Origin of the sequence: Rhodococcus sp. NPDC057135, assembly GCF_042670865.1 — a bacterium.
Taxonomy (GTDB): Bacteria; Actinomycetota; Actinomycetes; order Mycobacteriales; family Mycobacteriaceae; genus Rhodococcus_F.
In genome coordinates this window covers 478333-503791 of the sequence record NZ_JBHUUU010000002.1, presented here as the reverse complement: position 1 = coordinate 503791, position 25459 = coordinate 478333, and the positions used below count along the sequence as shown (strand labels likewise).

The following is a 25459-nucleotide window of genomic DNA, read 5'->3' as shown; positions in this document are numbered from 1 at the left end:
TCCCCCGCGTCGTTTGATTCGATGGTAGGAAAGTGGAATGACCACAACCCCGATTAATCCGAATCCGAGCAGAGCCGAAGCTGAAGTAGTCGAACTGGTCAGTTCTCTCATCCGCTTCGACACCTCGAACACGGGAGAACTCGAAACCACCAAAGGCGAGCGTGCGTGCGCGGAGTGGGTTGCCGCGCAGCTTCAAGAAGTCGGTTACGAGACGGAATACGTCGAGTCCGGTGCACCTGGCCGCGGGAATGTCTTTGCTCGCTTGAAGGGAGCCGAGTCGGGTCGCGGCGCGCTGATGCTTCACGGTCACCTCGACGTCGTCCCGGCCGAGCCCGCCGACTGGAGCGTGCACCCCTTTGCCGGCACCGTCCAGGACGGTTACGTCTGGGGGCGCGGCGCCGTGGACATGAAGGACATGGTCGGGATGATCCTGGCCCTCGCCAGACAGTTCAAGGCGGAAGGCGTCGTACCGCCGCGTGATCTGGTGTTCGCCTTCGTGGCGGACGAGGAAGCCGGCGGAAAGTACGGATGCCAGTGGCTGGTCGAGCATCGCCCGGATCTGTTCGAGGGAGTGACCGAGGCCCTGGGTGAGGTCGGCGGCTTCTCGCTGACGGTTCCGCGACCTGACGGAACCGACCGCCGCCTCTACCTGGTGGAGACTGCGGAAAAAGGTCTCGGGTGGATGCGTCTGACCGCCAAGGGACGCGCCGGGCACGGCTCCTTCCTCCACGACGACAACGCGGTCGCCACACTCGCCGGCGCGGTCTCGAGGCTGGCTGCCCACCAGTTCCCGATCGTGATCTCCGATTCCGTCGCGGAGTTCCTGACCGCCGTCGGCGAAGAGACCGGATTGGACTTCGATCCGGGATCACCCGACATCGACGGGACCCTCGCGAAGCTGGGCACGATCGCCAACATCATCGGGGCGACGTTCCGTGACACCGCGAACCCGACGATGCTCAAGGCCGGTTACAAGGCGAACGTCATTCCGCAGACGGCCGAGGCGGTCTTCGACTGCCGCGTGCTGCCGGGGCGCCAGGCCGAATTCGAGCGAACGGTGGACCAACTGATCGGTCCCGACGTGACCCGCGAGTGGATCACCAAGCTGGACTCGTACGAGACGACGTTCGACGGCCACCTTGTCGACGCCATGAACGAGGCGATTCTCGCCCACGACCCGGAGGCTCGCACAGTTCCGTACATGCTCTCCGGTGGAACCGACGCGAAGGCGTTCGCGAAACTCGGCATTCGCTGCTTCGGTTTCGCACCGTTGCAGTTGCCACCCGAGCTGGATTTCAGCGCGCTGTTCCACGGCGTCGACGAGCGAGTTCCGGTGGACGCACTACTGTTCGGGACACGTGTTCTGGAACATTTCCTGCTCAATTCCTGACGAGCACGTGGATAGATCCGTGAGCTCGACTCACATCGAGCTCTCTTGTCACAGAAAGGATTCGCATGGCGCACGATCCGTACGAACCATTGCCGAAGTTGCCGAGTTTCGAGCTGACCAGTGACGACATCACTGCCGGCCAGCCGCTGAAGCTTGCTCAGGCCAGTGGTGCCTTCGGTGTTCCCGGTGGCGAAGACATCTCACCGCAGCTCTCGTGGTCGGGCTTTCCGGCCGAGACGAAGAGTTTTGTCGTGACGGTGTTCGACCCGGACGCACCGACGGCGTCGGGATTCTGGCATTGGGCCGTGGCGAACATTCCGGCTTCCGTCACCGAACTTCCGGCCGGTGCCGGCGCGGCCGACAGCAGTGTCCTGCCTGCCGGAACCGTCACGCTCCGCCACGACGGCGGCGGGTTCGGTTTCATCGGTGCAGGCCCGCCTCCCGGACACGGTCCGCATCGCTACATCGTCGCGGTGCATGCCCTCGACGTGGAGACGCTCGACGGTGTCACTGCCGACTCGTCGCCGGCGTTCCTCGGTTTCAACGTGTTCCATCACGCGATTGCGCGTGCAACCCTGACCGGGACGTTCGAGGTCGAATAGTCACCCCGCTGTGCGCCTTTATTAACCGCCCGCGGTTAATAAAGGCGCACAGCAGTTTCTAGCGAGGGTTCTCAGCTCCGACAGCCTGCGCGATCGACGAGAAGCCTGCCGCGCGCACGCGCTTGGCGATGCCTTTGTGGATGCTGCGAGCCCAGAACGGTCCGCCGTAGATGAAGCCGGTGTATCCCTGCACCAGCGTCGCGCCGGCGAGGATCCGTTCCCACGCCTGATCGGCCGTCTCGATACCGCCGACCGAGATGATGGTCATCTTGTCGCCCACTCGGGCGTACAGGCGCCGGAGTACCTCGAGCGAGCGCTCGGCAACCGGTGCGCCGGAAAGCCCACCCGCGCCGAGTGCAGCTACCTCGGCGTCCGGGGTCTTCAAACCGTCGCGGCGGATCGTGGTGTTGGTCGCGACGATTCCGGCAAGTCCGAGTTCGACGGCCAGATCGGCGACGGCGTCGACGTCGTCGTCGGAGAGATCGGGAGCGATCTTCACCAGTACCGGCACGCTGACGGTGTCGAGCACGGCCTGCAGGATCGGGCGCAGTGATTCGACGGCCTGTAGATCACGGAGTCCGGGAGTGTTCGGCGAGCTGACATTCACGACCATGAAGTCGGCCAGCGGTCCGAGAAGCTGCGCGCTGGCGGTGTAGTCGGCAGCGGCGTCGGCGGCTTCGACGATCTTGGTCTTGCCGATGTTCGCACCGATCGGCACCGTGACGCGGCGCTGCCGCAGGAAGTTGGCTGCATGACCGGCGCCGTGGTTGTTGAAGCCCATCCGGTTGATCAGAGCGTGATCGGCCGGAAGCCGGAACAGACGCGGCGCGGGGTTACCGGGCTGAGCCTGGGCCGTCACCGTTCCGACCTCGGCGAAACCGAAGCCCAACGGGCCCCAGGCGTCGACTCCGGTGGCGTCCTTGTCGAATCCGGCCGCCAGACCGAGAGGTGCGGTGAACGTCAGACCGAAAGCCTGACTGCGCAAAACCGGGTCGTCGACGACAAGAACTTTCGAGACCAGCCAGCGAAGGGGAGCGAACCGTGTCACCAGTTTCATCGCAGTGAAGGCAATGTGGTGGATGCGTTCCGGTGGTACCCGGAACATCAGGCTCAGCAGCAGTTGGTACACGATTCTCCAGCTCTTCGGTGGTGTGATGTTGGCAGCGGCTTCGACGGCGGCGGATCCTGTTCGTATCTCGAACGATCAGTGCTGAATGCCGTCCGGATCGGTCACGTGCAGCGGCGTCTTCTTGCGCTTGAGAAGCACACGTCGGCTGCCGTCGGGGTAGAGACGAACGCGGGAGAGTTCCCACCCGCCGAACTCGGCGGAGATCGCCAGCCGCATCGACGCGGTAACCCGCGAAACGTTCGGCGGTAGCCGGAGTGGCACGTAGTCGAACTTGTCGTCCGACGTTTCCCACTGCGCGGGGATCCCGCGCGCACGCTTTTCCATCAGTTCTCCCGTGACGGGATGACCTGCAGCCCGTCACCGGTTGCCGATCCGACGATCAGATTGCCGTTGGAAGAGTCTACGGCCAACGAATTCGGCTGTCGCACCGTCTTGAACCGTCCGGTCTCTACAGGGATGCCGGACGACAGGTCGAAGCCGACTACCTCGTTGGTTGCGGTCAGCGTGACCCACACTCGATCCGCGGTCTCGTCGTAGGCAACGGCGTACGGCGACTCGCCGACGGGGTAGCGCTGGTGCATCAGGAGCGGATCGGCAGTGAAGACGAGCAGTTCGTTGCCGGTGGTGTCGGTGACAAGGATGCGCCCGAAGCGATCGGTGGCCAGGTGGGTCGCACCCTCACCGGCACGGAGTGCAACGCCGAGTTTGCCGTCTTCGAGGTTGATCGCCGTCAGCGAGGTCTGACGGTGATCGAGGGCGCTCAGGTTGTCGCCGGTCACCGCGAGTTCGTCCACGGATGCGAATCCCGAAACCTTCTGTGACTGATCGGTCTTCGGGTCGACGATGTGAACTGAACCATTGTCCGTACCGATCGCGATGCGGCCGTCGGTGAGTTCGACCGCGGAGTTTGCCTGGCCGTCGACCGGGATGGACGTCTGTTCGCCCGAAGTCAGATTCAGCTTCACTACCTGGCGATCCATCGACAGCAGCGCGTTGCCGTCAGCGGCGATCGAGACGTCGCGCACGTCCGAATTCAGGGTGATCGGACGACCTGTCGAGGCCGGGTCGGCGCCGGACAAGCCGTCCGCAGGAACGACCAGCACCGAGCGGGGGTTGCCGGCGACCAGGACAGCGCTGCGCGTGATCGGGTCGAATGTGATGGAATCGATCAGACCTGAATACGGGTGAACCACGCCGTCCGGGGTGCTGGTGGTGGCCGGCGAGACCGCGGCCGTTGCGGGATCGATCGTGATGAGGTCGTCTCCGCCATCTCCGGAAGAACATCCTGTGACCAGCAGAACCGCCGCCCCCATTGCTGCTGCAGTGGTGCGGATCCCTAGGCGAGCCATGTGTAGTTCCTCTTTTTCTTGTCATCTGTTCTTCACGCAGTGCGACTGTCATCGATCATCCCTGATCGCAGTCGGGCGCCGTTCATCGCGTCGAGGAACTACCGACCATTCCGCTCACACCCTTGACGCGATACCGTACGAACAGCGATTGCGGTTGACGCTGCAATCACCGAGGAGATCATTGTGATTCCCACAGAACCCACCGATTCCGGCGCGCAGTCGCCCGAACCGGCGCGGCCGGGCTTCGAGATCGAGGACCTCACCGTCGGCGCTCACGCACACGGTTTCGGCAGGTCCGACGGTCGAACTTTCGCGTTTCGCGTACGCAAGAGCGTGTTGTTCGTCGAGGTTTACGGCGAATACTGCGAGCACAGTGTGCCAACCCCGTCGGATGTCATTGCTACGGCCGAGCGATCGGTGACCGATATCGATCTGACCGACGAGCGAAGCATCGCCGGTGTGGTCCGCGACGCAGTTCTCTCGACGGAGGCTGATTGGTCACAGCCCGGTTCCGGTGACGGAGTTCGTGAGGCCGACAGTCGCAGCCTGCCGACGGTGAGAGCCGTCCTCAGCAGGCTGGGATCGATCATCGATTCTGTTCGGTGAATTCTCGGCGCGGGATCACCAGGGTTGCTCCGGTCTTCGGATGTGGGAACACCTCGACCGGATAACCGTAGACGCGGGTCAGAAGTTCTTCGTGCAACACCGATTCCGGGGGACCGTCAGCGGCGATGCGGCCGTTTTCGAGCACGACGATCCGATCCGCGTACGCCGCTGCCAACGCGAGATCGTGCAACACGACGACGACGGCATCGCCGTCCGCAGCGCGGGCGCGCGCCACGGACATCACCGCCTCCTGGTGTCCGAGATCGAGTGCTGCCGTCGGTTCGTCCAGCAGGATGGTCGACGTTTCCTGCGCCAGTACCCGCGCAAGTGCGACTCGCGCCTGCTCGCCACCGGACAGCACGGCAAACGGCCGATTGGCGAACCCCTCGACATCGCAGGTCTTCATCGCCGCGGTGATGGCAGCGCCGTCGCGGTCTTCTCGGCGAGTTCCGGCCCAGGGTGCGCGGCCCATGCGAACGACCTGGCGAGCACTGAACGAAAATCCGATGGTGTGTTTCTGGGGGAGCACCGCGCGTCGGCGCGCCATGTCGATCGGCGACCAATGTGTGAGGTCGGTGCCGTCGACGTCCACCCGCCCCGCGATGACGGGCTGATCACCGGCCAACGCCGCAAGAAGTGTCGACTTACCGGCGCCGTTCGGTCCGACGAGGACGACGACTTCTCCGGCGCGGACCTCGATGGACACACCTTCGAGAATGTGCCGACCACCGCGCTCGACGGTGATGTCGCACGCCTCGAGAGTGACATCACCGACGCCAGGGCTCTCCGGTTCGGGGGTGACGCGGCCGAAGAGTTCGCGCCAGTTTCGGACGAGGCTGCTCATGCCCACCCGCCCTGTTGTGCGCGAGTGCGTCGGAGAAGCCAGAAGAAGAACGGTCCACCCACCAGAGCGGTCAGCATTCCGAGTGGCAGGTCCGCGTTGTCGATCAGCGACCGCGAGCCGAGGTCTGCGACCAGCAGAACCAGTGCGCCGGCAAGGGCGCTCGCGGGAATCAGCGCGCGGTGGCCAGGTCCGACGAGAATGCGCATCAGGTGCGGAACGACCAGACCGACGAAGAGGATGATGCCGGTGAAGGCAACACTCGCCGAGACCAGGAGAGCGACGATCAGAACCGCGAACTGGCGCAGCCGTTCGACATTGACGCCCAGGTGACGGGCCGCGTGTTCACCGAGCGCCAGCAGGTCGAGACGTGGGGCGATCATCATGGTCGCGGCGATCCCGACGACGGTCATCGGGGCCACGATCAGGACTGCGTTCCAGGAAGCACCGTTGAGTGAGCCGAGTTGCCAGAACACGATCTGATCGCGAGCAGACGGGCTGGCGACAAAGGTGAAGAAGGCGATGAGACCGCCGGCGAACGCGTTTATCGCAACGCCGGTCAGCACCAGCGTCACCACTTCGGTTCTGCCCTCGTGCCGAGCGAGCAGATACACCGCAGCGGTGGTGACCAGTCCGGCGACGAACGCGGCGGCAGCTACAGCCCAGCCGGCCACGAACGTGCCGCCGACGACGATGACAGCGCTCGCGCCGACCGCCGCACCCGCGGACACTCCGATCACTCCGGGCTCGGCCAGCGGATTGGAGAACACACCTTGCAGAAGCGCACCGGAACATCCCAGCGCCGCGCCGACACAGATGGCGAGCACGACGCGGGGGAAACGAACCTCCCACAAGGTCACTTCACCACTGGGATGGGCGGGCATCGGACCGAGATCGAGCCCGATGCGGTGCAGGATGCTGCCCAAAACCTCGAGTGGTGACGTCGGAACCTGACCGATGCACGCCGACAGCACTGCGACGATCACCAGAGCTAGAGTCAAGCTGATCAGAACCGCACTCACCCGCGACCGCGACGCGGGGCGAGATGCCGATTTGTCGGCGCCCTTGACGTCGTGTGAATCCTCGGCTGCGGACCCAGTCTTACCTGCGTCGGAACTATCTGTTTCTGTACTCACGAATCAGCACTCACAAATCTCTGCTCACGATCCACCGGGCTCGTAGATCGCTTCGGCAAGTGCCGCCATGACACGTCCGGTGTTCGGCCCGAAGCTGAGCAACACTCCGTCCTCCATGTCGACTACTCGTTTGTTCTTTCCGGCCGGTGTCTGAGCAATGCCAGGGACCTTTTCGAGGCCGTCGATACCGCCGATCGACGCCAACCCGTCCGTCATCATGAGCAGGGCGTCCGGCGCGGCGGCGATGAGCGCCTCGCTGGTGATGGGCACGAACTGCTGTGTGATGCCCGAGGCGGTTCCGGCATCGGTGGCGCCGAGTGCCTCGATCAAGGAATCTGCTCCGGACCCTTCACCACCGATCATGGTGATGGCCGAGCCGCGCATGTAGAGGAACGCGATCTTCAGTGGATCGCCCTCGGTGGGGACCAGATCACGAGCCCCAGAGATCTCCGATTCGGTCCGATCGACCAGCGCCGCGCCCTGTGCGGGGACGCCGAGTGCGTCGGCGACGGCCTGGAGTTGCCCCGGCACACCTTCGAGTGTTCGGGTCGGATCGAAGAAGACGACCGGAACACCGGCGGCGCGCAACTGATCCTGGACGCTCTTGGGCCCGATACTCGTGTCGGTGAGAACCACCGTGGGATCGAGGTCGAGGATCGCCTCGGTGTTGAGCGATTGGCCGCCGACCGTGACAACCGGCACGTCTGCGATTGCGGGGAACTTGGCTGCGGTGTCGCGGCCGACAAGATTGTCACCGAGGCCGAGCGCCACCGTCGTCGTCGCGAGCGTCCCGTAGCGGTCGGCCGCAACGATCCGGCTGTTGTCCGTGATGGTCACGTCGACGCCGTCGAAGCTTTTCACCGTCACGGGCAGTGTCGCGGTCGGGTTGTCGGAGACGGGAACCGGGCTGGAATCTTCGAGTACCGCGGTCCGGGCACCCTGAGATGTCGTGGAATTGTCGCTGGAACCGCAAGCCACCAGACCGAAACCGGCTGCTGCGACCAGTGCCGCCGCGGCCAAGCGCTTCATCATTTGACGAGGTAGCTCTCGATGTCGCCTTCGAGGTCGGCGAACAGGTCGCCGTTGAGGCGGTACGCCAGATTCACCTCGTCGATGAAACGCTGCTGTTCCTCCGCAGGAATCTGCAGTGCATCCAGACTCGAGCGGTAATCGTCCTTGAAGGGCTTCGGCTTGGGGATGCCTTCGAAGATGTAGAAGCGAAGTCCGTCGGTCTCGAATCCGTAGGCGCGCTCGAGCATGCGGCGGATGATCTGTCCGCCGGACAGATCGCCCATGTAGCGCAAGTAATGGTGTGCGACGAAGCCGGCGGGCCAGTCGAACGCCACCTCCTTCAGCCGGGCGATGTAACGCTCGGTTGCCGGCAGTGCCACGAGTTCGTCGCGCCAGTTCGGTCCGCCGAGGAATTCGAGATCGGCCTCGAGTGAAGCCACCCGCAGCAGATCCTCGGACAGGAACGGAGTGACCAACTCGTTGTCGGCGTGTGTGCGGCCGGCCTCTTCGAGGCTGGTGTAGACGAGGTAGGTCTGCCCCAGGAGAGCGGCATAGCCTGCGGTGGTCAGCTCACCGCCGAGCAGAGCACCCACGAAACGCGACTGCTCGGTCTCGCGGTGCGCTGCGTCCGTCTCGGTCTTGATTCGTTCGGAGAAGGCGGGGCCTGCGTCTGCGGAAAGGCTGTCTGCGTCGAGCGTGGTCATGGATTCTCCTGAGGCTGTAGTAAAGCGTTGCCTACTAGGTTAGCCTGCCCTCGCCAAGACGATACCTTCGGTATTTCGATCAGCGGGACGAACTAAGCGCTCACGTCGTCGAGAGCCGCGGCAATCGCTTTCGGCAGTTCCAATTCTTCGGTTGCCAGTACTCCTGTCAACTGGGCGAGATCACGCGTACCGACGACGGCGCTGGCCACCCCGGCACGATCGCGCGCCCAGGCCAGTGCCACCGCCAGTGGGGAAGTACCCAGACCGTCGGCGGCGGTAACGACGGCGTCGACCACCCGGATCGAGGAATCGGTCAGGTAGCTCTGAACATCCTGTGAATGTGCTTCGTCGGCGCCGCGGGAGTCGACCGGGATGCCGTCGCGGTATTTGCCGGTCAACACGCCGCCCGCGAGGGGTACGGCGGCGAACACTCCGACACCGTGATGGGCGGCCGCTGCGAACAATTCTTCCTCGACGCCGCGTGCGAGCAGTGAGTACTCGGCCTGCGTCGCGGCGAGTGTTGTTGCGCCACCGGCTCCGACGGCCGTCGCCAGCTGCCAGCCGAGGTAACCGCGCACCCCGACGTACCGCACCTTGCCGCTCGAGACCGCGTAGTCGAGGGTTGCTGCAACCTCGTCGACGGGCGTGAGCGGATCCCAGGTTGCGACCTGCCACATGTCGAGGAAGTCGGTTCCGAGTTCACGAAGAGTCGCGTCGAGTTGGCGGAGCAATCCGCGCCGCGAGCAGTCGACGCGATCGGTGCCGATCGGAGTGGGATCGATGCCGGCGCTCGAGCTGATGATGAGTTCGTCACGCGGAACGACGTCGTCGAGCAACTCGGCGAGGATCCGTTGCGCCGCACCGGCGCCGTACGCGGGCGAGGTGTCGACCAAGGTTCCGCCGGCCTCGGCGAAGGCGAGCAGCTGCGCTGCAGCCTCGTCGCCGTCCGTGTCGCGTCCCCATGTCAGTGTGCCGAGCCCAAGTCGCGAGACCCGAAGTCCGCTCGTTCCGACAGATCTGTGCTTCATAACCGCCTGCATCTCGCGCCCGACTCGTGTGCGCAAGTGCGGCACCCGAGAGATCTCACCACGTGCAGACTAGTGGGCGCTCGCCTCGAGTCGGGGTATTCGGACACGGACGTGCCGGGCGCGGCGCGCTGCAGTGAGCACCGGTAGCGTGGCGCCGGTGAAACGTGAACCCGACACACGAAACCTGTGTGCAGTAACCCCATTCGAATCAGCCGGGATCGGTGAGTGATGGGCGAAGCGATGACCTGGCTCCAGGCCGTGATCCTGGGCCTCGTGCAGGGATTGACCGAGTTCCTGCCCATCTCGTCTTCCGGACATTTGCGAATCGTGTCGGAGATATTCTTCGGCAGTGACGCCGGTGCGTCCTTCACCGCGGTGACCCAGCTCGGCACCGAGCTGGCAGTCCTGATCTATTTTGCGCGCGACATCGTGAGGATCATCACTGCCTGGTTCCGGGGTGTGTTCAACGCCGAGCATCGGGGCGATCTCGACTACCGCATGGGTTGGTACGTCATCATCGGCACCATTCCGGTCGGCATCCTCGGCTTCTTCTTCAAGGACCAGATCCGTACCGGCGCACGCAATCTGTGGTTGATCGCCACGATGTTGATCGTGTTCGCGCTTGTCATCGCCGCTGCCGAGTACTACGGGCGCAAGACTCGGCCCATCGAAACGCTCACAGCGCGCGACGGCATCATCATGGGTTCGGCTCAGGCGCTCGCGCTCATCCCGGGTGTCTCACGTTCGGGTGGCACGATCAGTGCCGGCCTTTTCCTCGGACTCACCCGTGAGGCCGCAGCCCGTTACTCGTTCCTCTTGGCGATTCCGGCAGTTCTCGCCTCCGGTTTGTTCAGCCTCCCGGATGCCTTCGAGCCGGCCGGTGAGGGTCTGAACGCGAGCGGTCCGCAGTTGCTGGTGGCAACCGTCATCGCCTTCGCGGTCGGTTACGCAGCGATCGCCTGGCTGCTTCGATTTGTTGTCGATCACTCCATGTACTGGTTCGTCGGATACAGAATCGCTCTCGGCGTAGTCGTCCTTGCGTTGCTGGCCACAGGGGTCGTGTCCGCGACATAGGGTCCGTTTCGACGTCGACCACCCGTCCGTGCGGCCACCGCCCCATTAGGGTTGTGGAATGACAGTTGTCCTACTGCGGCACGGGCGGTCGACGTCCAACACTGCCCATACCCTGGCCGGTCGAACGCCGGGTGTGGAACTCGACGATCACGGCCGGAAACAGGCCGAAGGCGTCGTCGATCGGCTGGTCGGTCTGGACATCGCGGAGATCGTCCGCTCGCCGCTGTTGCGGTGCGAGCAGACGGTCGGCCCCATTGCCGTCGACCGTGGTCTGACCCCGCTGGTGGAGGATCGCCTCATCGAGGTCGACTACGGCGACTGGACGGGCCGCCCGCTCAAGGAACTGCTGGAGGAACCGCTCTGGAAAGTGGTGCAGCGCCACGCTTCCGGTGCCGTGTTCCCGGGCGGTGAAGGACTGGCCCAGGTGCAGGCGCGAGCCGTTGCCGCGATCCGCGAGCACGACGCACGGCTGGCCGAAGAACACGGCAAAGACGTCGTCTGGATCGCGTGTACACACGGTGACGTCATCAAATCGGTTCTCGCCGACGCGTTTGCGATGCACCTCGATTCGTTCCAGCGCATCGTCGCCGAGCCCGCTTCGGTCAGCGTGATTCGATACACGGCCACTCTGCCGTTCGTACTGCGGGTCAACGACACCGGAGACGTGCTCGCAGCGATCGGTGCAGCGAAGGCCGCGACCAACGGCTCGGCTCCTGCGCAGGAGTCCGTCCCCGGCGGAGAGGTCGGTGCGTGAGCTGTGACGGATAATGGGTACTCAGTGATGTTCTGCTCGAACTCGAGGAGGTGCAATGTCGCGCGCGATTCACGTATTTCGCACTCCTGACCGATTTGTCGCAGGAACGGTGGGCGAACCCGGTGACAGGTCTTTCTATCTCCAGGCCGTGCACGAAGCACGGGTGGTGAGTGTGTTGCTCGAGAAGCAGCAGGTTCAGGTCCTCGCCGACCGCATGGGCCTACTCCTCGAAGAGGTACATCGCCGGTTTGGAACCGAGGTTCCGCCGCAAGCCGACGACGTCTCCGATCTCAGCCCGTTGGTCACTCCGCTCGACGCGGAGTTCCGGGTGGGCACGATGGGACTCGGCTGGGACGCCGATGCCGGCGCGGTCGTCGTGGAGTTGCTTGCCGTCAGCGAGACGGAGTTCGACGAATCGGTTGTCCTCGACGACGCCGACGACGGTCCGGACGCGGTCCGTGTGTTTCTGACACCTGAGCAAGCGCGCGAATTCTCGCTGCGGTCCGAACGCGTCATCGCGGCGGGACGCGCGCCATGCCCGCTGTGTGGTGAGCCGCTGGCGCCTGAGGGGCACGTGTGCATCCGCACCAACGGATACCGGCGCGGCGAGTCCTTCGGTTTTGCGATCGACGACGCAGACGACGACGAGGTCTGACGTCGTGGCCGAACCCGGAGTGCCGGACGTTCTGCTCGAGGGTGATCTGACTCTGATCGGTCAGATCACCACGGCGAGCAACGCCACGCTGGTGTGCGAGTCGACTCTGGGGGAGCAGTCCACCCGTGTGGTCTACAAGCCGGTGCGTGGGGAACGCCCCCTGTGGGATTTCCCGGACGGCACTCTGGCGGGGCGTGAGGTCGCGTCGTACCGAGTGTCCGAGGCGCTGGGCTGGGGAGTGATTCCGCGAACAGTGTTGCGGGACGGTCCTTTCGGTCCAGGAATGGTGCAGCGGTGGATCGACACCGTCGATCGCCGCGCGGACGGATCGGGCGGCCTCGAGATGGTCGACCTGTGCAGTCCCGGCAATGTTCCACCAGGGTGGTTCGAGGTTCTGCAGGCCTTCGACTCGGAGGGCGAACCCGTCTCCCTCATCCATGCGGACGATCCGCGGCTGCAAAGAATGGCCGTTCTGGACGTCCTCATCAACAATGCCGACCGCAAGGGTGGTCACGCCCTCGAGGGCGTCGACGGCTCGGTGTACGGCGTTGATCACGGAATCTGTCTTCACTCGGAGAACAAGCTGCGGACCGTGTTGTGGGGGTGGGCCGGACAGCCCGTACCGGGCGCCTTGATTACCGACGTCGCCGAACTCGCGACAACTCTCGACGGGGGTCTCGGCGACGAGTTGTCCGAACTGATCACTGAGGAAGAGATCGTGGCTTTGGCGGTGCGGGCGATGCAGTTCGCAGAGTCCGCTGTGATGCCTGAGCCGAACGGCCATCGAACGATTCCCTGGCCCGCTTTCTAGTCGCCCGAATTTTCCTGCTGTTCGCGAGTTGCCGTCTTCAATCCGGGTGAGCGAACCAATCGCAGTAGTTGTTCTCGCAGTGCGGCGACATCCCCGACCCCGACGGTCAACGCCGCATCTTCCTTCTCGAGCGTCAGTAGTCGCTCGTACGTCAGTCGGCCGGCGTCGGTTATCGCGATCACGCGCCGACGCTCGTCCCGCGGATCGGTGTCTCGGGTGACGTGGCCCGCTCGTTCGAGACGGTCGATCGTGCGACTCATCGTCTGATCGGTGACCCGGGCATTCTTCGCGATGTCGCGTTGCGACGCCGGTCCACCAGCGATCGAATGGAGCACGATGAGACCCGCGTGAGTCATGTCCTGAGACCGCAGAACCTTCTCCCACGAGTGCTCTACCAGGCGTGCAGCGGTGGACAACAGTCGGCCGGTGGGCCAGTCGTCCAGGCCGTCGCTGCTCATGTTTTTGCCTTCCGTTTGCAATTACTCAGCATGCTGAACAAAATAGTCGGTAAGTCCTCTCTGTTGCCGATCCCTGGAGACCCAGTGAGCACACCAGTACAAAATCGTCCTGTTCGTCGCCTTCGATGGATTGTGCCAGCTCTCCTCGTGATCGGCTGGCTGGCAATCGGAGGGTTCGGGGGGCCGTTCGCCGGAAAGCTCAGCACGGTGCAGCAGAACGACAACACCTCGTTCCTGCCCGCGTCAGCCGAAGCCACCGAGGTGGCGAAGCTTCAAGAAAGCTTCACGGACACACGCTTCGTGCCGGCCATCATCGTGGCGGAACGATCGGGTGGACTCGAGCCCTCGGACTCCACCTTCCTGTCCCAGACCGTCGATTCATTCGTCGGCACCGAGGGGTTCGGTGACGCGTCATCGCCGCCGATCCCGTCAGCCGACGGCCAAGCACTGCAGATGTTTTTGCCGGTCGACAGCACACTCGAGGTCAAGGACAGTGTGAAAGCGCTGCGCACGGCGCTGGAATCGAGCCCTGATGGACTCACGGTCAAGGTGACCGGACCCGCGGGGCAGGTTGCGGATCTTTCGGCAGCATTCGCGGGCATCGACGGATTGCTGTTGTTGGTCGCCGGGTCCGTCGTGATCTTGATTCTGATCGTCGTCTACCGGAGCCCGATCCTGCCGTTCGTCGTGATCTTCTCGGCGATCTTCGCCCTCGGTTTGTCGAGCTTGCTCGTATATCTGCTCGCGGACGCAGACGTCATCGCCTTGAACGGTCAGAGCCAGGGCATTCTGTTCATCCTCGTGTTCGGCGCCGCCACCGACTACGCGCTGCTCCTGGTCTCGCGCTACCGCGAGGAGTTGCGGATCGAGAAGGACAAGTACGCGGCGATGCGTACCGCGTGGCGCGCGACGCTCGAACCCGTCGCAGCGTCCGCCGGAACGGTCATCGCGGGCGTTCTGTGCCTGTTGCTCTCCGACCTGAACTCCAACCGCGGACTCGGTCCGGTGGCTGCCATCGGGATTGCTGCGTCCTTCCTCGCGTCGATGACGTTCCTACCGGCAGTGCTGGTGTTGTTCGGGCGAACTGCCTACTGGCCGACCAAGCCGAAGTTCGACGCCGACCGCGAGCACCACGACGAGGCGAACGATCATCGGTTCTGGGCCGGGCTCGCTGCTCGAATCGGTAGGCATCCGCGACGCTTCTGGGTGGCGTCGACGCTGGTGTTGGTGATCTTCGCGCTGATGATGCCGCAGTTCAAGGCCAGCGGTGTCTCTTCGTCCGACATCTTCTTGCTCGACGTCGATTCGGTTGCAGGCCAGGAGATTCTCGGTGAGCACTTCGACGCCGGTTCAGGGTCGCCGGCCGTGGTGATCGCCAATGCCGACCAGGTCGATGCGGTCGCGGCAGCAAGTCGCGTCGACGGTGTCAGTGATGTGAGTGTCGTCCAGAACGGGGGATCACCTCTGGTTGTCGACGGACGAGTCTCCCTGCAGGCGACGCTGACTGACGCTGCCGACTCACTCGCGGCCGAAGACACGATCGTCCGTCTACGTGATGCAGTTCACGCCGTGGACGGCGCCGACGCACTGGTGGGTGGCGTCACAGCGACCGATCTCGACACGAAGACCACCTCGACTCGTGACCGAACTCTCATCATTCCGGTGGTGATCATCGTGGTGTTCGTCATTCTTTCGCTCCTGCTGCGTTCGCTTCTGGCGCCGCTGCTCCTCATGGGCACCGTTGTGCTCTCGTTTGCTGCGACACTGGGCATTTCGTCGCTGGTGTTCGACCACGTCTTCGGCTTCCCCGGCGCGGATCCGGTGGTTCCGCTGTTCGCATTCGTGTTCCTCGTGGCGCTGGGAATCGACTACAACATCTTTCTCATGACGAGGGTGCGGGAGGAAGCGCTGAAGATCGGCACTCGCGCGGGAGCTCTGCGGGGACTCACAGTCACCGGCGGGGTGATCACTTCTGCCGGAGTTGTTCTGGCAGCAACCTTCTCGGCGTTGGCGGTCATCCCGCTGTTGTTCCTCGCGCAGATCGCGTTCATCGTGGCGTTCGGCGTCCTGCTCGACGCCCTGATCGTCCGATCTCTGCTGGTACCGGCCTTGACCTACGACATCGGTCAGAAGATCTGGTGGCCGAGCAAGCTCGCGTCGACGCCCGAACCGGAGCAGGATCAGCCAGCACCTTCCGAGCCTCAGAGCAGCCTCCACTAGGCTCGGCAGCATGCAGTCTTGGTCCGATACCGCACTCCCGTCCGTTCCCGGTCAGGGGCCGCCGTTGCGGCTGTACGACACAGCCGACCGTCAGGTTCGTCCCGTCACGCCGGGCAAGAAGGCGACGATGTACGTCTGCGGCATCACCCCGTACGACGCCACCCACCTCGGTCACGCGGCCACGTACCTCACGTTCGACCTCGTGAACCGCATCTGGCGTGACGCCGGACACGACGTCCACTACGTCCAGAACGTGACCGACGTGGACGACCCGCTGTTCGAGCGCGCCAATCGCGACGGCGAGGACTGGATGGTCCTCGGCATGCGTGAGACGGCACTCTTCCGTGAGGATATGGAAGCGTTGCGGGTACTACCGCCGAAGGACTACATCGGCGCCGTCGAGTCGGTGAACGAAGTAGTCGAGTTGGTAGAGAAGTTCGTGGCGTCCGGCGCCGCCTACGTCGTCGACGACGCCGAGTTCCCCGACGTCTACTTCCGCGCCGACGCGACCGAGCAGTTCGGTTACGAGTCGGGCTACGACCGCGCGACGATGGAGAAGTTCTTTGCCGAACGCGGCGGAGATCCCGATCGCGTCGGAAAGCGCAATCCGCTCGACGCACTTGTCTGGCGTGCGGAGCGTCCGGGCGAGCCCTCGTGGCCCTCGCCCTTCGGGCCGGGACGCCCAGGTTGGCACATCGAATGCGCCGCCATTGCGCTCAACCGAATCGGCTCCGGCTTCGACGTCCAGGGCGGTGGCAGCGACCTGATCTTCCCGCACCACGAGTTCTCGGCTGCGCATGCCGAATCGGCGACGGGCGATCGCCGTTTCGCACGGCACTACGTGCATACCGGCATGATCGGCCTCGACGGCGAGAAGATGTCGAAGAGTCGCGGAAACCTGGTCTTCGTCTCCAAGTTGCGCGGCGAGGGCGTGGACCCCGCAGCAATCCGACTCGGACTGCTCTCCGGCCACTACCGCCAGGATCGCGCGTGGACCGAACAGGTCCTCGAGGATGCTCAGTCGCGTCTGAAGGTGTGGCGGGAGGCAGTGGCCCTCGGTTCCGCACAGTCCGTCACCGACACCGTCGCACGGTTGCGTCAGCACCTGGCCGACGACCTCGACACCCCGAAGGCTCTCGACGCGCTCGACGGTTGGGCACGCCGCGCAATCGAAGGTGGCGGATCCGACGCACAGGCACCCGGCGAGTTCGCCGATGCCGTGGATGCGTTGCTGGGTATTTCGCTTCGCTGAAGTCCTGCTGTGCGCCTTTATTAACCGCGGGCGGTTAATAAAGGCGCACAGCAGTTTCTAGGCGTAGTCCAACGCACCCTCGGCTGGGGTCGGAACCCGGCGCCGCAGCGGCGAGCCCAGCGCCCGCGCCAGATCCGTTCCGTCGTGCTCGGCGAGCAACTCACCGTTGGACCACACCAGCAGTGCGGCGCTGACTGCCTGCTCGGCAGTGGAGTGCGCAAGGTCGTAGTGCGCACAACCGGGCACGTCCGCGTACGTGATCCACAGGTCGTAGCCGGTCATGAAGAGATCCAGATCGAACTGAACGCTCAAGCCGAGAAGCTCGCTGCGACCGTTGTCGTCGACGCCGGCGAAAGCCTCGTCCAGCGCCAGTAGCCGTGGGGCGTGCGGGTCGGCCGAGTCCAACATGACGTGCGCCGCAGCGAAGAGCGGAAGGTGCAGCGAGACGGACTGCTCGCCACCGGACAGTGCGCTGTGCCGCGCGACAGTCAGCCGGTCTTCCTTGCCCTCACCGCTGATGAGGGTGAACGAGAACACACGCCACTGCCGGTAGTCGAGCGCCGAGGACAGGATCTCCGGGTACGAGCGTTCGGGGTGCGCGGCGCGGGCGGTGCGGATCTGGGTCGCGAAATGCGCTCGCAGAGTCGCCAGTTCGTCAACCCCGAGGGCCGACGCATCTCGATCCAGCAGCTTGGAGATCGCCCGCGAGCTGTCGTCGAGGTTGTCGGCCAGCACCCAGTGAACGCCGATGGTGTTGCCCGAGGACATGCGACGCTCACGCATCTCGGTGCCCATCTGTGCGATCAACTCTCGTGCGTCGACGGTGCGCTCGTGGATCTGCTGAGCCAAACCGGTCAGCAGGGCATCTTCGAGAATGCGACGCTCGGATTCGGTGAGCAACTGCTCCTGATCGCCGCGAGCGTCGTGGATCCGCGTCGCGAATTCACCGATCGACGAATAGCCCTGATCGTCCTGCACACGTACGACGGTCAGTCCGTCCGGTGCATCCCACTGCAGGCGGTAGTCCTGTCCGGCGGCGGCGAGTTGCGCGTCGAAGTCCTGCAGCGCCGAGGTCAGTGCCGTGCGGGTTGCCTTGCGGGCGCCGTCGGTGACGCGGACCGCCGAGGTCGCAGCCTCGAGCGCTCGGTACAACTTGTCGACGTCTTCGGGGAGGACAGGCGGGTGCGCCGCGTCCTCGCTGCGATCTTCGTTCTGGATGCGGTAGACCAACTGATCGGGGCTCATCCACGCCGCCGAACTGGCCGGCCAGCTCAGGTGCTCCTTGACGCCCAACAATTCCAGCAGGTCGGGACGAGCGTAGGGCGCGAGTCGCTCTGCATCACTGCGGGTTTCGGTCAGGGTGTGACGTAACGTCTCGACAGCGGTGTTGTATGCACCCTCTGCCGTGCCGATCTGGAGGACTGCAGCGTCGTACGCCTTTCGCGCAGCACGCTGCTCGACCTTGCATTCTTCGATCTTCGCGCGTGCTTTTGCCAGGTCGAGATCGATCTGCTCGGCGCTGGCACCGAGAGTGTCGCGGAGCGTCTCGAGACGCTGCACCTGCTGGAGCAGACTCTCCTCGGCGATGGCGGCTTCTTCGGCGAATTCCTCGGCATTGGCCCGTGATTCGTCGAGGCGGTCGCGGGACTCGCGCTCGAGTTCGACTTCCTTGGCGTGCTCGCGCCGGCAGCGCAGCGCCAGTTCGCCCTGCTTCTCGAAGTGCCGGATCGCTGCGGCGAGGGAGTCCAGTTCACGGCCGACGTGCGGCGTCCGGTGCTGCGACGCCGTCGCCCGGAGTTGCTTTTCCTTCGCTGCGAGATCGGCGATCGCCGCGTCGAGTTCGCGTTGCGCTGTTTCGGTGGCCTCCGAGCGAGTGCGGAGAGCACCGGCGGATTCGGTGACGGTCTTGAGTGCGCGCAGGATCGAACCGGTCTTCGGCAATTCCTTTGCCGCAGAGTTGATCCGGCTCAGCTGCTCGTTGGTCTGCGCCACCAGTGCCTTGGCTGCATCGACTGCGCCGGCAAGCTCTTCCAGAGCCGCGTCGATCTCGGTGATCCGAGCTTCGCGTCGACGCGCCCGTGCTGTCGTACCGATGTACTCGGCGTCGGCCTTGACGTGCCGGCCACGTGCGACGCCCTGCCAGAAGCGGCCGTCGACGCCGATCGCGACGCTTGCGTCGCAGTCGCCCGGTGCCTCGACGAGACTGATCGACGCGAGAATGTCCTGTACCCGAGCGTCGGGTACGTCGGCATTGCCTTCGACCTCGAGGACATCGGCCAGCGTTCGTCCCTTCGGGCGCTGCTTGACCGGAAGAGCGGTCAGGAATTGCTCGCTGACGTGATCGGGAATCTTCTCGTCCGGGCAGACCCAGCCGTCCAGCAGATTTGCCGCCTGGAGTGCGGATTCGATACCTGTGGCCACGTCCGGTTCGACGGAGTCGGCGAAGCGCACCAGCTGCCACAGCGGTGCACCCCCGAGTTCGCTGCGGTTGTCGGTGCGTGCGTGGAAGGCAGGCGGAGCGTCGTCGTGTTCCGCCGAGACGGCTTTGCGCTCGGATTTGAGAGCCGCGATGGAGGCGTGTGAAGCAGAGATTTCCGCTTCTGCTTCGCGACGACGCTCGCGCAGCGTCTCGGTTCCGGCCTCGGTGTGCTCGGCAAGAACTGCGGAGAGCGCCGGCGCGTCCTCGTCGCCGACCTCGGCGAGCGCTGCGTCGAGAGCCTCGAAAAGCGACGTGTCGGCGCCGACAGCCGAGAACAGAGAGGAGTGATCGGTCCACCACGCGCGCAGCCCACTGGCGCACTGACTGCGTGCGAGTTCCACGGCAGCTTCGCCCTCGAGCACAGCCGCTTTGGACGCTTCGAGCAGCTCTTGTCCACGGCGAGAGCTGTTTTCGGCCCGGGTTCGTTCGGTCGCCGCCTTCTCGACGGTCGCCAGAGCGGTGCGGACGACGCGTACGTCACCGTCACGCTCCTCGGCATGGCCACGGACGGCGGCCGTGATCTGGTCACTGCGTGAGCCGTCGGGCAGGGGAGTCCAGACGATGCCGGCGTCCTCGGCTGCTGCCTGCAGTTCGTCCTCGGCGCGCGAGAGTGCTTCGGCCGCACGCTTGACCGACGATGCGGCTTTGTCGGCTTCGTCGCCGCGTTGTGCGAGTGCGGCCTGCGCTTTCCGTGACTTGTCTGCCTGCTGCTCGGTCGAGAGCTTCAGCGTCGCGACGGCCTGGGCGAGATCGTCGAGTTGCTGCTTGCCTTCGTACGCGCTCGAGCGTTGCAGTGCTTCGACATTGGCGCGCGCGTTCTCGAGTGCCTGCTCGGCCAGGTTGAAGCGTTCCTCGGCAGCTGCCCGCGCCTCGCGGCTGCGGGTCTGGGCGAGCGAGGACTCGTCCATGGCGGCAACACCTCTGGTGACCGCTGCGAGGCGGGTGCTGACCTGTTCGATCTCTCCGCGGGACTGTTGACGCAGGTACTTGGTGTAGACCCCGATGAAACTCTGCGCCGCCTGATCGGCTGCCGCCAGCCCCTCGAGCGCCCGGCCGACCTCTTCCATGTCGCTGAACGAACGCGCAGCTTCGAGGACCAGCTGGTCGTCGAGCGGACGGAGACCGTCGGTGAGTGCCTGCGAAAGGCCCTTCGGGTCAAGGTTCTTCGCGAGCTGGGGGCGGCGAAGCGTGAGAATGAGGTTGATCAGCTGGTCGTAACGCTGCACACCGAGACCGAACATCCGCGCGTCGATGGCAGTGCGGTAGTCGAGGGGTCGGTCGGTGATGGAATCGCTGCCGAGTTGTTCGGCCAACTGCTTCTTGGTCAGGGGACGATCGTCGTTGCCAATCAGCGAGAAGTCGACCCCGACGCGGCCGTCGGCGACGAAGTACCAGCGAGTGACCTTGTCATTGGTGCGTGTTGCACGCATACCGATTCCCACGGTCACCGACTCGGGATCTTCGAGTGAGCCGCGGCAGAACTCCATCCACACGTAGGAGTGCGCGCTGTCCTGACCGCGGTAGAGCAGGTTGGACTTCATGGTGCGCTCTTCACCGGCGAACGGGTTGAGGCGCCGCGGTTCGATGCGGCCGTCGAAGACGAACGGGAACAGGACCTCGAGGGCCTTGGTCTTGCCGGATCCGTTGGGTCCTCGCAGAACCAGTCGACCGTCGGCGAACGAGAACTCTTGGTCTCGGTAATCCCAGAGGTTGATGATTCCAGCCCGAGTAGGTCGGAAGCGGGCGTTGCTCATACGTTCTCTACCTCTGATAGTTCGCCGTTGGGGGAAGGTTCGGGGCCGAATTCGTCGACCGGATCCGGTGCGGAGTTGTCCACCGCGAAGTCGATCTGAGGGTCGCGCTCGCGCACGGAGACCACGACGTCTCGGTACCGGGCCAACACGGGCAAGACCAGAACTCCGCCGTCGACCACGTGCGTCAGGCGTAGACGCTGCAACAACCCGAGCGCCTGCTTGCGCAGTCCGTTGTGATCGGCCTGCCACTGCGCCGCGAAGGTTCGCCCGAACTGGTCCACCAACTCGGTGACCTTGTCAGCGAGCCAGTCGTCGTCGATTTTCGGGTACGTGACGGGTTCCGGTGGCTCGGTCGGTTCGCCGGCAGGAAGCGCGAATTCTTCTTCCTCGTCGGCGAGGTCCTCGAAGATTCCAGCCTCAGGGATGGCGGCATCGAGTTGTTCGATCAGGTGATCGTCCGACACGTGCGGGATCGGAAGTTTCGGCAGTTCGGGAGCGTCGACGTCGAGTACGCGGTCGGCAATCTCGCCGGCCAGGAGAAGTGCCACCTGAGCGATCGTTCCGGTGCTCGGGAAACGGACGTCGGAGAGTCGACCGGTGGGATCGATCATCGCGATTCCCTCGGCGCGACGCTCGGCCACCAACCCCGTCAGGAGTTCGACTTCCGACGCGGTCTTGGGCTGCGCCAACGCGATCAACTCGTGCTGATCGAGTTCGCCGGCCAGTACGACCGGGCGCTCGACGAGTGCCCGACGCACTCGGCGTCCGATCTCTTTCGCGTCCACGGGAATTCCGTCGTCCTCGGAGGCGCTCGAGGTCTCCGCCGCCAGCAGCCCGCGGATGGAGTGCAGGTGCTGCAGGGCGCGCGGCGGACGGAACAGGGCCACGACGACGGAACGATCGATGTCGTAGAGCGCTTCTCCCGCTTCGGGATTGGACGCCCAGCCGTTTGCGTCACCGTCGGCGAGGGCGATGGCGCCCCGGACACCGAGCCAGCCGACGGCATCGACGAAGGCGTCGCGGTCCGACGCACGATCGGTGGACAGTTCGACGCCGTCGACCTGCGCGGCGTCAGCCGCGACGTGATCGGCCAACTCCGACAACGTGATCTGGTTTCCGGCGCGGCCCAGAGCTGCCAGGCACAACGCCAGATAGGCGTAGCGCGTGCGATCGAAAGTTCGCTCGGAGGCAGTTCTGGCCGGTGCAGACGGGTTGAGCCGATCCGACACCGTGAACAGGCGCGCGGTGGTCTCCGTCACCTCGAGGCGGTATCCGAACAGCTCCAGCAAGTCGTCACGTAGCTCGGTGGCCCAACGGCGCAAGAGCGGCAACGCAATTCGATCCGGGTACGTCGAGGTGATCAGGTGATTGGACAGAATCACACGCGCCGCTCGTTGGTACGAATCGAGGGCAAGGGGCGTGATCTCGCGAGCTCTCATCGAACACTGACCTCGATACCGTCGAGATGCATACGTCCGCGAGCAGTCTTGATGGTGGTCGAACCGTCCGAGGGACTGAGCGTGAGCTTCACCCCGTTCTCGCTACCGGTGGAACTCTTGACGCGTCCCACCACCGGAACGCGCGCGGTCAGTGCTGCATTGAGCAGACTCAGCAAAACTTCGGTCTCCTGCTCGTTGAGTTCGCGTTGATAAACACCGTTCGACGCGAGAGATTGCGCGGCGGCGCTGCGGGTACGTTGCGCCGCCAACTGCTCTTCGCGCAGTCGGCGGATGCTGCCGTCGTTGCGGGCAACCTTGCTCGGCAGCCCGGGTGAGGGGGGCCGGCCGGTTTCGGCGAGTGTCCGCGCGATCTCCACCGGCGGTGCTTCCCACCACGAACGCGAGTGCGAAATGATGTCGGCATCCGGATGCACCATCGACAAGTGGCGGGGTCGGCCGAGATCGAAGACAGCTTGAAACAGAGCGTGAGCTGCGTCTTCGGACGGGGTGGCGGCAAACCAACCGGCGAGGTGCCTGAGTTGGCTCTCACGGCTGACGCCGCCGCGACGGGTCTCCGTGACGCGGCGAAGGAGCGCCAGAACCGCGGCGATCGCACTCATCGTGCCTTCACGCAGGCGTTCGGATTCGCTGATCCCCGATTCCGCGGAGACGAACCAGGCGGTCAATCCTCGCCAACGCGCAGCCCAGTCGTCTTCGCGTTCGGCGATCGGGACGAACACCCGCTCGTCACTGGCGGCGGCGAGGCGGATCATGCGATCGACACCGGTGGATTCGACGTGCTCGATCGCTTCCTTGAGCTTCGGGGCGTAGCGCGCCAGATCGGAGCTGAACTCGCGCATGTGGGTGAGCAGAGCGTCCTTGTGCGTGAGGAAAGCCTGCGGAGTGATCTCCGTGGTCCGCACCAAGTCGCCGAGGGTCAGATAGAAGTGCGCGGCTCGATCGGCCATGTCGGAGAGCGTCGAGTCGAGGCGCTTGAGCTTGCGGAAGATCAGATCGCCGTCGGAGCTTCGGTTGGCTTCCGCGAGTTCGGACATGTCTGCGAGCAGGTCCGCCAGAGCGAGACGAGAGAGCGACGCCGAGTCCAGGCGTGCGGCAAGAACGTCCTCGACTGATCGATAGACCTGGTATCCGGCCTGACCGAACTGGTAGACGAAGTGGCGATTACGGTACTCGGCCAGCGTCGCTGCACGGGTGCCGTCGTAGCTGCGCTCGAGGATCTCCCACACGTGGAGCTGATCCAACAGGGGAGTGACCTCTGCTGCCGACAGGTCGGCGGCCGGATCCGAGCCGCCGATCTTCTCGAGGATGTGCGCGACGGTTCCGGCATGCAGCAGCACGGTGTAGTTGGCCCGAGCATGGTCGAAGGCACGAAGCACCCAGAGGTACTCGGCCCGTTTTTCCGCGATCGTGAACGAAAACAGCTTCAGTCGATTGGTGTCGGCGTACGCGGCGTAATCGGGCGCACTCGTTTCTTCCACCATGACAGGGTAGGCGAGAGACGCCCCCTCTTTTTCCTACGGGCGATCCGTAGCAGGGGATGCGGCGCGTCGCCACTGTGATTCGTTCTCGATCATCCACGTGAGCAGGTGCTCGGCTGCCGCTTCGTCGGAGTCCGGGCCGACCAGAAGATCAGCGAACGCCTGGCTCGGCGCGACGATGCGGATGCCGTCGCGAGTGAGTGATCGATCGAACGCGGACGGTGAGAGGGGAGCGGTGATCCACACGTCACCGCCGGATTCCACGCGGCGAAGGCCGAGAGCGTCGGCGAACTGGTCGACGTTGTCGGCATGGAAGTGTGCGCGTTGGGTGGGGGCGTACCGAGCAAAGGGCGCCGCGGCCACCGAAGCGGTACCGGCATAGATGTGACCGCTGAGCTGACGCAGTTGGTCGAAGAGTGCTTCCAACCCGTCCGGCGCGTGAAAGCCGTGAGGCGTTGGTGCTTTGGCCCCGGCCTCAGCCGCCCATTCACGAAGCATCTTCGGCCAGCGGACGTCGCCAATTCCGCCGCGGGGGAGACGCGTCACCAGTTCGCGATCCGAAAGTGTCTGAACCACCCGATAGGTTGCTCCCGTCGACGCACCGGCCAGGCGCACCAAGGCAGTGATCGCCAGTGGCGCCGCGAAATCGGCAAGCGCACGCACGACGCGAGCTGACGGATCGCCCGTCAGCTGTCCTGAGGGACGTCCGGGCCCCCGCCACGGATCGGCATCGGCTCCGCGTCCGCGAACCCAGACGGCGGGTCGATCTGCGGTCAACGACACGTTGCCCGTGGCATCTGCGTACGAGATCGCGTGGGAATCGAGCTGCCGGCGGACCGGCTCGGACAGATATTTTGCGCACACGAAGCCCGATTGACCGGTGGGGAAGCGGTCGGCGATACCGGGAACGTCGCTGCTCAGGACACCGTGAGCGGCGTACACGCCGAATTTGGCCACCGCGCCGTCAGGGGAGCGGAGGTCGAGGCGGAGCGGCGCCTCGGACAGGTCGGGGGAGCGCTGTGTCGACAAAGACCAGGTAGGAGGCAAATTTTCTTCGATGACGGCAACCGATCGCCGAAAAATGTCGATCGGCCGTTCCGGTTCCGACTCAGATTCGCTCATGTTCCAATGGTATCAATATCTGTCGCTGACGGAAACACGAAATTTTCCGAATATTGGTCAGATGGTCGGTCACCAGACAACGGTGGCTCTTTTCCCCACACACCTCACCATTCGCACGACAAAATTACGAAACCGGCCAAGACCGA

22 protein-coding genes are annotated in these 25459 nt (G+C 64.5%); 9 read left to right on the top strand and 13 right to left on the bottom strand.

Annotated features, from left to right (window positions below):
* The first annotated feature begins 37 nt into the window (after positions 1-37).
* Both ACFT1A_RS05190 and ACFT1A_RS05185 read left to right on the top strand, forming a co-directional pair.
* Positions 38-1390, top strand: coding sequence for a M20/M25/M40 family metallo-hydrolase (locus ACFT1A_RS05190; protein WP_378446079.1), 1353 nt, complete (start codon positions 38-40; stop codon positions 1388-1390).
* 65 nt (positions 1391-1455) lie between these two features.
* On the top strand, positions 1456-1992 hold the full coding sequence (locus ACFT1A_RS05185; protein ID WP_378446078.1) for a YbhB/YbcL family Raf kinase inhibitor-like protein: 537 nt from the start codon (positions 1456-1458) through the stop codon (positions 1990-1992).
* A gap of 58 nt (positions 1993-2050) precedes the next feature.
* Here the strand turns inward: ACFT1A_RS05185 and ACFT1A_RS05180 are convergent, their stop codons facing one another.
* The 3 genes from ACFT1A_RS05180 to ACFT1A_RS05170 form a co-directional block, all read right to left on the bottom strand.
* Positions 2051-3121, bottom strand: coding sequence for a quinone-dependent dihydroorotate dehydrogenase (locus ACFT1A_RS05180; RefSeq protein WP_378446077.1), 1071 nt, complete (start codon positions 3119-3121; stop codon positions 2051-2053).
* Positions 3122-3196: 75 nt separating this feature from the next.
* Complete coding sequence (locus tag ACFT1A_RS05175) at positions 3197-3445, bottom strand: DUF5703 family protein (protein WP_007733391.1); 249 nt, start codon at positions 3443-3445, stop codon at positions 3197-3199.
* Positions 3445-4470, bottom strand: coding sequence for a hypothetical protein (locus ACFT1A_RS05170; RefSeq protein WP_378446076.1), 1026 nt, complete (start codon positions 4468-4470; stop codon positions 3445-3447). Before ACFT1A_RS05170 ends, ACFT1A_RS05175 begins: the two co-directional genes overlap by 1 nt.
* Positions 4471-4653: 183 nt before the next feature.
* Here ACFT1A_RS05170 and ACFT1A_RS05165 point away from each other — a divergent pair, with 183 nt between their 5' ends.
* Positions 4654-5076 carry a hypothetical protein gene (locus ACFT1A_RS05165; RefSeq protein WP_378446075.1) on the top strand — a complete coding sequence of 141 codons (423 nt, stop codon included), beginning with the start codon at positions 4654-4656 and terminating at the stop codon, positions 5074-5076.
* Here ACFT1A_RS05165 and ACFT1A_RS05160 read toward each other — a convergent pair.
* The 5 genes from ACFT1A_RS05160 to ACFT1A_RS05140 all read right to left on the bottom strand — a co-directional run bounded on the left by ACFT1A_RS05160 (position 5057) and on the right by ACFT1A_RS05140 (position 9796).
* Positions 5057-5920, bottom strand: coding sequence for a heme ABC transporter ATP-binding protein (locus ACFT1A_RS05160; RefSeq protein WP_378446074.1), 864 nt, complete (start codon positions 5918-5920; stop codon positions 5057-5059). The two genes, ACFT1A_RS05165 and ACFT1A_RS05160, sit on opposite strands and share 20 nt — an antisense overlap.
* Positions 5917-6939, bottom strand: a complete 1023-nt coding sequence (locus tag ACFT1A_RS05155; protein ID WP_347873118.1) for an iron ABC transporter permease — start codon at positions 6937-6939, stop codon at positions 5917-5919. Before ACFT1A_RS05155 ends, ACFT1A_RS05160 begins: the two co-directional genes overlap by 4 nt.
* Before the next feature lie 138 nt (positions 6940-7077).
* Complete coding sequence (locus tag ACFT1A_RS05150; protein ID WP_378446073.1) at positions 7078-8085, bottom strand: hemin ABC transporter substrate-binding protein; 1008 nt, start codon at positions 8083-8085, stop codon at positions 7078-7080.
* Entirely contained in the window at positions 8082-8768 is a 687-nt protein-coding gene (locus tag ACFT1A_RS05145) for a heme oxygenase (biliverdin-producing) (protein ID WP_378446072.1), read from the bottom strand. The genes ACFT1A_RS05150 and ACFT1A_RS05145 overlap by 4 nt, the downstream gene beginning before the upstream one ends.
* 92 nt (positions 8769-8860) lie before the next feature.
* Entirely contained in the window at positions 8861-9796 is a 936-nt protein-coding gene (locus ACFT1A_RS05140) for an aldo/keto reductase (protein ID WP_003946175.1), read from the bottom strand.
* Between the two features lie 228 nt (positions 9797-10024).
* On the opposite strand from ACFT1A_RS05140, the gene ACFT1A_RS05135 reads away from it, so the two are divergent.
* Genes ACFT1A_RS05135 through ACFT1A_RS05120 form a run of 4 tightly spaced genes read left to right on the top strand, consistent with a single transcriptional unit; the run spans position 10025 to position 13090 of the window.
* Entirely contained in the window at positions 10025-10870 is an 846-nt protein-coding gene (locus tag ACFT1A_RS05135) for an undecaprenyl-diphosphate phosphatase (protein WP_378446071.1), read from the top strand.
* 58 nt (positions 10871-10928) lie between these two features.
* Positions 10929-11624, top strand: coding sequence for a histidine phosphatase family protein (locus ACFT1A_RS05130; RefSeq protein WP_378446070.1), 696 nt, complete (start codon positions 10929-10931; stop codon positions 11622-11624).
* A 55-nt stretch (positions 11625-11679) separates the two neighbouring features.
* Positions 11680-12279, top strand: a complete 600-nt coding sequence (locus ACFT1A_RS05125) for a DUF3090 domain-containing protein (protein WP_030537532.1) — start codon at positions 11680-11682, stop codon at positions 12277-12279.
* A gap of 4 nt (positions 12280-12283) precedes the next feature.
* Complete coding sequence (locus ACFT1A_RS05120) at positions 12284-13090, top strand: SCO1664 family protein (protein ID WP_378446069.1); 807 nt, start codon at positions 12284-12286, stop codon at positions 13088-13090.
* Here the strand turns inward: ACFT1A_RS05120 and ACFT1A_RS05115 are convergent.
* Positions 13087-13548 carry a MarR family winged helix-turn-helix transcriptional regulator gene (locus tag ACFT1A_RS05115; RefSeq protein WP_378446068.1) on the bottom strand — a complete coding sequence of 154 codons (462 nt, stop codon included), beginning with the start codon at positions 13546-13548 and terminating at the stop codon, positions 13087-13089. The genes ACFT1A_RS05120 and ACFT1A_RS05115 overlap by 4 nt on opposite strands.
* Positions 13549-13578: 30 nt before the next feature.
* Here ACFT1A_RS05115 and ACFT1A_RS05110 point away from each other — a divergent pair, with 30 nt between their 5' ends.
* Together ACFT1A_RS05110 and mshC are read left to right on the top strand one after the other, a co-directional pair.
* Positions 13579-15768, top strand: a complete 2190-nt coding sequence (locus ACFT1A_RS05110) for an MMPL family transporter (RefSeq protein WP_378446067.1) — start codon at positions 13579-13581, stop codon at positions 15766-15768.
* A gap of 10 nt (positions 15769-15778) precedes the next feature.
* Positions 15779-17020, top strand: a complete 1242-nt coding sequence (mshC, locus tag ACFT1A_RS05105; RefSeq protein ID WP_378446066.1) for a cysteine--1-D-myo-inosityl 2-amino-2-deoxy-alpha-D-glucopyranoside ligase — start codon at positions 15779-15781, stop codon at positions 17018-17020.
* Between the two features lie 57 nt (positions 17021-17077).
* Here the strand turns inward: mshC and ACFT1A_RS05100 are convergent, their stop codons facing one another.
* Genes ACFT1A_RS05100 through ACFT1A_RS05085 form a run of 4 tightly spaced genes read right to left on the bottom strand, consistent with a single transcriptional unit; the run spans position 17078 to position 25313 of the window.
* Entirely contained in the window at positions 17078-21253 is a 4176-nt protein-coding gene (locus ACFT1A_RS05100; RefSeq protein ID WP_378446065.1) for a TIGR02680 family protein, read from the bottom strand.
* Positions 21250-22692 carry a TIGR02678 family protein gene (locus ACFT1A_RS05095; protein ID WP_283304761.1) on the bottom strand — a complete coding sequence of 481 codons (1443 nt, stop codon included), beginning with the start codon at positions 22690-22692 and terminating at the stop codon, positions 21250-21252. The genes ACFT1A_RS05100 and ACFT1A_RS05095 overlap by 4 nt, the downstream gene beginning before the upstream one ends.
* Complete coding sequence (locus ACFT1A_RS05090; RefSeq protein WP_230815680.1) at positions 22689-24194, bottom strand: TIGR02677 family protein; 1506 nt, start codon at positions 24192-24194, stop codon at positions 22689-22691. Before ACFT1A_RS05090 ends, ACFT1A_RS05095 begins: the two co-directional genes overlap by 4 nt.
* A gap of 33 nt (positions 24195-24227) precedes the next feature.
* A complete protein-coding gene (locus tag ACFT1A_RS05085) occupies positions 24228-25313 on the bottom strand; it encodes a hypothetical protein (protein ID WP_378446064.1) in 1086 nt (361 codons plus the stop codon).
* Between the last annotated feature and the right edge of the window lie 146 nt (positions 25314-25459).